This is a genomic window from Phenylobacterium sp. (assembly GCF_044236515.1).
GTDB lineage: Bacteria > Pseudomonadota > Alphaproteobacteria > Caulobacterales > Caulobacteraceae > Phenylobacterium.
Map to the genome: position 1 here is coordinate 1 of NZ_JBIIGK010000166.1, position 5968 is coordinate 5968.

At 71.1% G+C, this 5968-nt stretch carries 6 protein-coding genes; 1 reads left to right on the plus strand and 5 read right to left on the minus strand.

What is annotated here, in order from left to right:
* The 4 genes from ACILRF_RS13805 to dusB form a co-directional block, all read right to left on the minus strand.
* Positions 1-191 (minus strand): hypothetical protein (locus ACILRF_RS13805; RefSeq protein ID WP_395673849.1); only part of this gene is annotated, 191 nt, incomplete at its 3' end.
* Positions 192-261: 70 nt separating this feature from the next.
* Positions 262-1683: a nitrogen regulation protein NR(I) gene (gene ntrC / locus ACILRF_RS13810; protein WP_395673851.1), complete on the minus strand. Its 1422-nt coding sequence runs from the start codon at positions 1681-1683 to the stop codon at positions 262-264.
* Positions 1680-2786, minus strand: coding sequence for a nitrogen regulation protein NR(II) (locus ACILRF_RS13815; protein ID WP_395673853.1), 1107 nt, complete (start codon positions 2784-2786; stop codon positions 1680-1682). Before ACILRF_RS13815 ends, ntrC begins: the two co-directional genes overlap by 4 nt.
* A complete protein-coding gene (gene dusB, locus ACILRF_RS13820) occupies positions 2783-3790 on the minus strand; it encodes a tRNA dihydrouridine synthase DusB (RefSeq protein WP_395673855.1) in 1008 nt (335 codons plus the stop codon). The genes ACILRF_RS13815 and dusB overlap by 4 nt, the downstream gene beginning before the upstream one ends.
* 97 nt (positions 3791-3887) lie before the next feature.
* Between dusB and ACILRF_RS13825 the strand changes: the two genes are divergently transcribed.
* Positions 3888-5033 carry a bifunctional 2-C-methyl-D-erythritol 4-phosphate cytidylyltransferase/2-C-methyl-D-erythritol 2,4-cyclodiphosphate synthase gene (locus ACILRF_RS13825; RefSeq protein ID WP_395673857.1) on the plus strand — a complete coding sequence of 382 codons (1146 nt, stop codon included), beginning with the start codon at positions 3888-3890 and terminating at the stop codon, positions 5031-5033.
* Here ACILRF_RS13825 and ACILRF_RS13830 read toward each other — a convergent pair.
* Positions 5030-5968: spermidine synthase (locus ACILRF_RS13830; RefSeq protein ID WP_395673859.1), on the minus strand; the 939-nt coding region annotated here is incomplete at its 5' end. The two genes, ACILRF_RS13825 and ACILRF_RS13830, sit on opposite strands and share 4 nt — an antisense overlap.

The window sequence follows — 5968 nt, forward strand, 5'->3', positions numbered from 1 at the left end:
ACGGCGAGGATGGGCTGGCTCGCGGGCCCGAGCGGCCCGGTCTCCGGGGGCGAGGCGGCGAGCAGGATGGCGACGCCGGTCAGGGCGGCGGCCAGGCCGTAGCCGACGCCGAGCACAAGCCGGGAGTTCACCGTCCGCCAGATGGACGCGGCGATCTCACTTTGTCGGAACGGGGCCGCCAGGAAGGCCATTGGAGAGGGAGCCTAAGCGACTGTGCTCCAAACTCAACAGCGATGTTGCGCTGAAGCGTCAGCGTAGCGGTCAGCGCCGGCTGCGGGCCATCTCCACGCCGAGATCCTGGATTTTCTTGCGCAGGGTGTTGCGGTTGAGGCCGAGGATTTCGGCGGCCCGGACCTGATTGCCGCGGGTGGCGCCGAGGGTCAGCTGGATGAGCGGGCGCTCCATCTCTTCCAGGACGCGGTCGTAGAGGCCGGGGGGCGGCAGGCCGTCCGGCTGGTCGGCAAAGTAGCTCGAGAGGTGCCGCTCGACGAGCTGCGCCAGGGTGGCCGGCCCCTGCCCCGGCTCGGCCAGCGGCTGCTGGTCGGCGAGCTCGCGCTCGACGATACGGGCGGTGATCAGGTCCTCGGCGTAGAGCGCGCAGATACGGCGGATGAGGTTCTCCAGCTCCCGCACGTTGCCGGGCCAGTTGTGCGCCTTCAGCCGGTCCATGGCGCCGGCGTCGAGGGTCTTGACAGGCAAGCCCTCGCGGTTGGCGCGCAGCAGGAAGGCGCGGGCAAGGTCGGGGATATCGTCCGTGCGGTCGCGCAACGGCGGCAGGCGGATCGGCGCGACGTTGAGGCGGAAATAAAGGTCTTCGCGGAACAGCCCCTGCTGGATGAGGGCCCGCAGGTCGCGGTTGGTGGCGGCGATGATCCGCACATTGGGCCGCCGACCCGTGCGGGGGTTCAGCGCCACCTCCGAGCCGTCGATGACGCGCAGCAGGCGGGTCTGGGCGTCGAGCGGCATGTCGCCGATCTCGTCGAGGAACAGGGTGCCCCCGTCCGCTTCGGCGAGCTTGCCGTAACCGCTGTCGTCCTTGCCGAACAGCTCGGCCTCGACCCGCTCGCGCGGGACGGCGGCGAGGTTGATGACCACGAAGCGGCCGTCGCGACGGCGGCCCATGTCGTGGAGGGCGCGGGCGACCAACTCCTTGCCCGCCCCCGATTCACCGAGGATCAGCACCGTCAGATCGGCGCCGACCAGCCGGGCGATGGTGCGGTAGACGTCCTGCATGGGCGCCGAGCGGCCGATGAGCGGCAGACGGTCGTCGCGAACGGCCCGGGCCTGGGACCGCGCGGCCTCCGCCTCGGCCGGCTTGGCCAGGGCGCGATGGGCCGCGCTGGTCATGTCGTCGAGGTCGAAGGGCTTGGGCACATATTCGAAGGCCCCGACCTCCGCCGCGTTGACGGCGGTGACGAGGCTGTTCTGGGCGCTCATCACGATGACGGGCAGCCTGGGCCGCTGCTTGCGGATGCGCGGCAAGACGTTGAAGACGTTCTCGTCCGGCATGAGGACGTCGGTCACCACGAGGTCGCCCTCGCCGTCCGAAACCCACTTGAGCAAGGTGGTGGCGTTGCCCGTGGCCCGGACCTGATAGCCGAGGCGGGTGAAGGCCTGGCTGAGCACGAGGCGGATCGAGGAGTCGTCGTCGGCGATCAGGATCTTCTTCGCAGCCGCGTTCATGCCGGGAGTTCCTCTGGAGCAGCGATGGGCAGCAGCACGCGGAACTCGGTGCGGCCGGGCTCGGATTCGAAATCGATCAGCCCGCCGTGGGCGGCGACCAGCTTGGCGACCAGGGCAAGGCCCAGACCGGCGCCGGTCGCCTTGGCGCTCACGAACGGCTGGAAAAGGTGCTCGCGCAGATGGGCCGGAACGCCGGGCCCGTTGTCGGCGATGCGCACCTCGAGCGGGGCGCCGCGCGCCGGCTGACCCGCCCCCCTGTCACTGGCGGCGGCGCGGACCCGGACGCCGTGGCGGAAGGCGGTGCGAATGGTCACCTCGCCGAGGTCATCGCCGCGGGCGTGGGCGGCTTCGGCGGCGTTCTTCACGAGGTTGAGGAAGATCTGGATCAGGGCGTCCTCGTCGCCGATGAGCGGCGGCAGCGAGGGATCGTACCGTTCGCGCAGCGTCAGCCCCTCGCCAAAGCCGTTGGCGGCCAGGGCGCGGACCCGTTCCAGCACCTGGTGGATGTTGATCGGGGCGAGGTCGCGCAGGCTGTCGTCGGAGAAGGCCTCCATCCGCTCGACGAGGCGCTTCACCCGGTCGGTCTCGTCGACGATCAGCTGGGCCAGCGGGGCGTCTTCAGCCCTGGCGCCGGTCTTCAGCAGCTGGGCGGCGCCGCGGATGCCGGCGAGCGGGTTCTTGATCTCGTGCGCCAGCATCTGGCCGAGGCCGACGATGGCGCGCAGGCCGGCCGCATCGGCCGCGCCGAGGTCGCCCGCGAGGTTCGGCCGAACCGAGAGCAAGACCAGCACCGAGCCGTCGCCCAGCGGCGCTGCGGCGCCGTCCGCCTCGAAGGTCGGTACGCCGTAGAGACTTATCCGCAGGGCCCGCTCGCGGACCCGGGTGTTGGAGCTTGCGGCCCGGTCGATAAGGGCGATCAGGGCCGAGCCCGCCGGCAGGGCGGCGCGGAAGGCGCCCCGGCCCAGCAAACCGAGACTATGGCCGAAAAGGCCTTGCGCCGCCTCGTTGACCGCGGCGAGCCGGCCGTCGGCGTCGATGATCAGCGCGGGGTCGGGACCGAGGTCGAACGCGGCCGACTTGAGGGTATCCAGCAGGGAGGTCATGCCGCCAGCTCAACGGTGGCGTTGCGCCACAGGCGGGTCAGCGCCTCTTCGACGGCGCTTGGGTCGTCAAGACGGCACAGGCGGGCGCGGGCCTCGCGACGAGCCTCGGGGCTCCGCGGCCACGGGGCCTGCTCCACATAAGCCGCCAGGTGCTTGCGGAAGATCTTCAGGCCAAGGCGCTCGCCATAGAAGGCCAGGCTGTCGCGGAAGTGGCCGAGCGCGATCGCCAGGCGAGCCTCGGCGTCGGGTTCGTCGAACGGGCGACCGTCGAGGGCGGCCTCGATCTGCGCAGCGATCCAGGGGCGACCATAGACGCCCCGGCCGACCATGACTGCGTCGGCGCCGGAAGCGGCCAGGGCGCGACGGGCGCTGTCGCCGCACGTGATGTCGCCGTTGATGATGACGGGGATGCCGACCGCCGCCTTGACCGGCGCGGCCTCGTCCCAGCGGGCCGCGCCCTTGTAGAACTGGCAGCGGGTGCGGGCGTGGACGGTCACCGCCTTGACCCCGAGCGCTTCGGCGCGGGCGGCGATCTCCGGCGCGTTCTTCGAGGCGTCGTCCCATCCGAGGCGCATCTTCACGGTGACGGGGACATCGACAGCCTCGACCGCGGCGGCCATCAGGCGGGCGGCGAGGTCCGGCTCTCGCATCAAGGCCGAGCCCGAAAGGACGCCGGTGACCTCCTTGGCCGGGCAGCCGAAGTTCAGGTCGACGATCTGGGCGCCGGCCTGGACGGCAAGGCGCGCGCCCTCGGCGATATGGGTCGGGTCCCGGCCGACCAGTTGCACGACCATCAACGGCAGCCCCTCGCCCACCGCGGCGCGGCGCACGACGTCGGGTCGACCGCGAGAGAACTCGGCGCAGGCGACCATCTCGGTCGCGACGTAGGGCGCGCCAAGCCGGCTGGCGGCCCGGCGGAACGGCAGATCGGAAACGCCGGTCATGGGGGCGATCCATGTCCGGCCGCCGACAGCGACCTCGCCAACCTTGACTGGATTGCCCATTTTTTACCCACCTGGAACGGCGGCTTTTTAGGCAACCGCAGCGGACGCGTAAAGCCCGGCCGCTGGACAACCCTGGAGCCCGCCTTAAAGAGGACGCATGAGTTTTTCGGCGGTCGTGGTTGCGGCGGGGGCAGGTTTGCGGGCGGGGCCGGGGGAGCCCAAGGCTTGGCGCGCGCTGGGCGGTCGGCCGATCGTCCGCTGGTCCGTAGAAGGCCTCCTGTCCGCCGGCGCTCGCGAGGTTGTCGTCGTGGTGGCCCGTGATCGGCTACCGCAGGTCGACGAGGCCTTGGCAGGGCTGGAAGGCTGGCGCGCCGTTACCGGCGGGGCGACGCGGGCCGATTCCGTCCAGGCTGGGCTAGCGGCGCTGACCGCGGCGCGGAACCAGCCGGTGCTGATCCACGACGCGGCGCGCCCCTTCGTCTCGCGGGCGCATGTCGATCGGCTGTTGGCGGCGTTGGACGTGGCTGACGGTGCGGTCCCTGCCCTTCCCGTCGCCGACACCCTGAAGCGCGGCGAAGGCCTGGTCGACGAGACCGTGTCGCGGGCCGGGCTGTGGCGGGCCCAGACGCCGCAGGCCTTCCGCTTCGGCCGCCTGAAGGCCGCCTACCGCCGCTGGCCGACCGGCGAGGAGCCGACCGACGATGCGGCGGTGATGGAACGGGCCGGCGGCCATGTGGCCATGACGCCGGGCGACCCGATGCTGATGAAGCTGACCTATCCGGAAGATTTCCTGATGGCGGAGCAGCTGGCGGCCTCGCGGAGGATCCTGCGGATCGGCCAGGGGATCGACGCCCATCGGTTCGGGCCCGGCGAGGTCGTCTGGCTCTGCGGCGTGCGGATCGAGCATGAACTCGGCCTGGTCGGCCATTCGGACGCCGACTGCGGGCTGCACGCCTTGACCGACGCGGTGCTCGGGGCGATCGGCGCCGCCGACATCGGCGAACATTTCCCGCCCAGCGACCCGCGTTGGAAGGGCGCGTCCTCGGACCAGTTCCTGGCCCACGCCGTCAGCCTGGTGGCCGCGCAGGGAGGCCGGATCAACAACGCCGACGTCACCCTGGTCTGCGAGCGCCCGAAGATTCGTCCTCACCGCGACGACATGCGGGCGCGGATCGCCGAGCTGCTCGGGATCGAGGTCGGGCGGGTCAGCGTCAAGGCGACGACGACCGAGAAGATGGGCTTCACCGGCCGCGAGGAAGGCCTGATGGCGCAGGCCGTAGTTGCGGTGGAGACGCCGCTCTAGCCGCCCCACTGCTCGCGCATCTTGCGCCAGAGGGCGCCCGGCAGGTTGGTGTAGTCGTCAGTCCACGGCCGCGCCTTGGTCGGATCGAGCGCGAGCCAGCGCGGATCGGCGGCGTAGGCGGCCAGCGCCTCCGGATTTCGAGCGATGACCATCGCGTCCTCGTCGGCCTCCCAGAAGTTGGCGCCGCTGACCACCCGGCGCATCTGCAGATACCCGTGCCCCCCGGCCGCCCTCACCACTGCCTGGGCGGGGCCGAGCAGGTCGAGGTGACGGTTGGACAGGTGAAGGATGACCACGCCGTCCGGCTTCAGCTTGCGCAGATATCCGCGGACCGCCTCGACCGTCAGCAGGTGCGAGGGCACGGCGTCGGACGAGAAGGCGTCGACCAGCAGAATGTCGAAGCTGGCGTCCGGCTGCCTGGCCAGGGTGAGGCGGGCGTCGCCGATCACATAGTCGATGGGTCCGCGGGCGCAGCGGGTGGTGTAGGTGAAGTTGTCGGGGTCGGTCGAGACGCGGACAACGAGGGGGTCGATCTCGAAGAAGGTCAGGCTGTCGCCGGGGCGCACATAGGCGGCGATGGACCCGGTGCCGAGCCCGACGGCGCCGATGCGCGTTCCCGCCGGGCGGGCGTCCTGCTGGTTGAGGAACACCTGACCGATCGGCGTGCCGACGGTGTAGTAGACCATCGGCTGGCAGGCCCAGTAGGGGTGGACCGCCTGGGCTCCGTGCATGGTAGTGCCGTGGGCGAGCATGCGGATCTCGCCGCCGCGGGCCGGCGCGGTGGTCTTCGACAGGCGCAGGACGCCGAAGAAGCTGCGCCAGCTCTTCTCGGTGTTAACGCGGTCGGCGGCGGCGTTGGCGCCGATCGAGATCACGGCCACCACGGCGAACATCAGCAGCGGCTGGCCGCGGAGCATGAAGGCGGCGATCACGGC

Excerpts from the sequence above, each read along its gene's own strand:
- ntrC (WP_395673851.1), bottom strand. The coding sequence starts at position 1,683 with ATGAACGCGGCTGCGAAGAAGATCCTGATCGCCGACGACGACTCCTCG.
- ACILRF_RS13825 (WP_395673857.1), top strand. The coding sequence starts at position 3,888 with ATGAGTTTTTCGGCGGTCGTGGTTGCGGCGGGGGCAGGTTTGCGGGCG.
- dusB (WP_395673855.1), bottom strand. The coding sequence starts at position 3,790 with ATGGGCAATCCAGTCAAGGTTGGCGAGGTCGCTGTCGGCGGCCGGACA.
- ACILRF_RS13815 (WP_395673853.1), bottom strand. The coding sequence starts at position 2,786 with ATGACCTCCCTGCTGGATACCCTCAAGTCGGCCGCGTTCGACCTCGGT.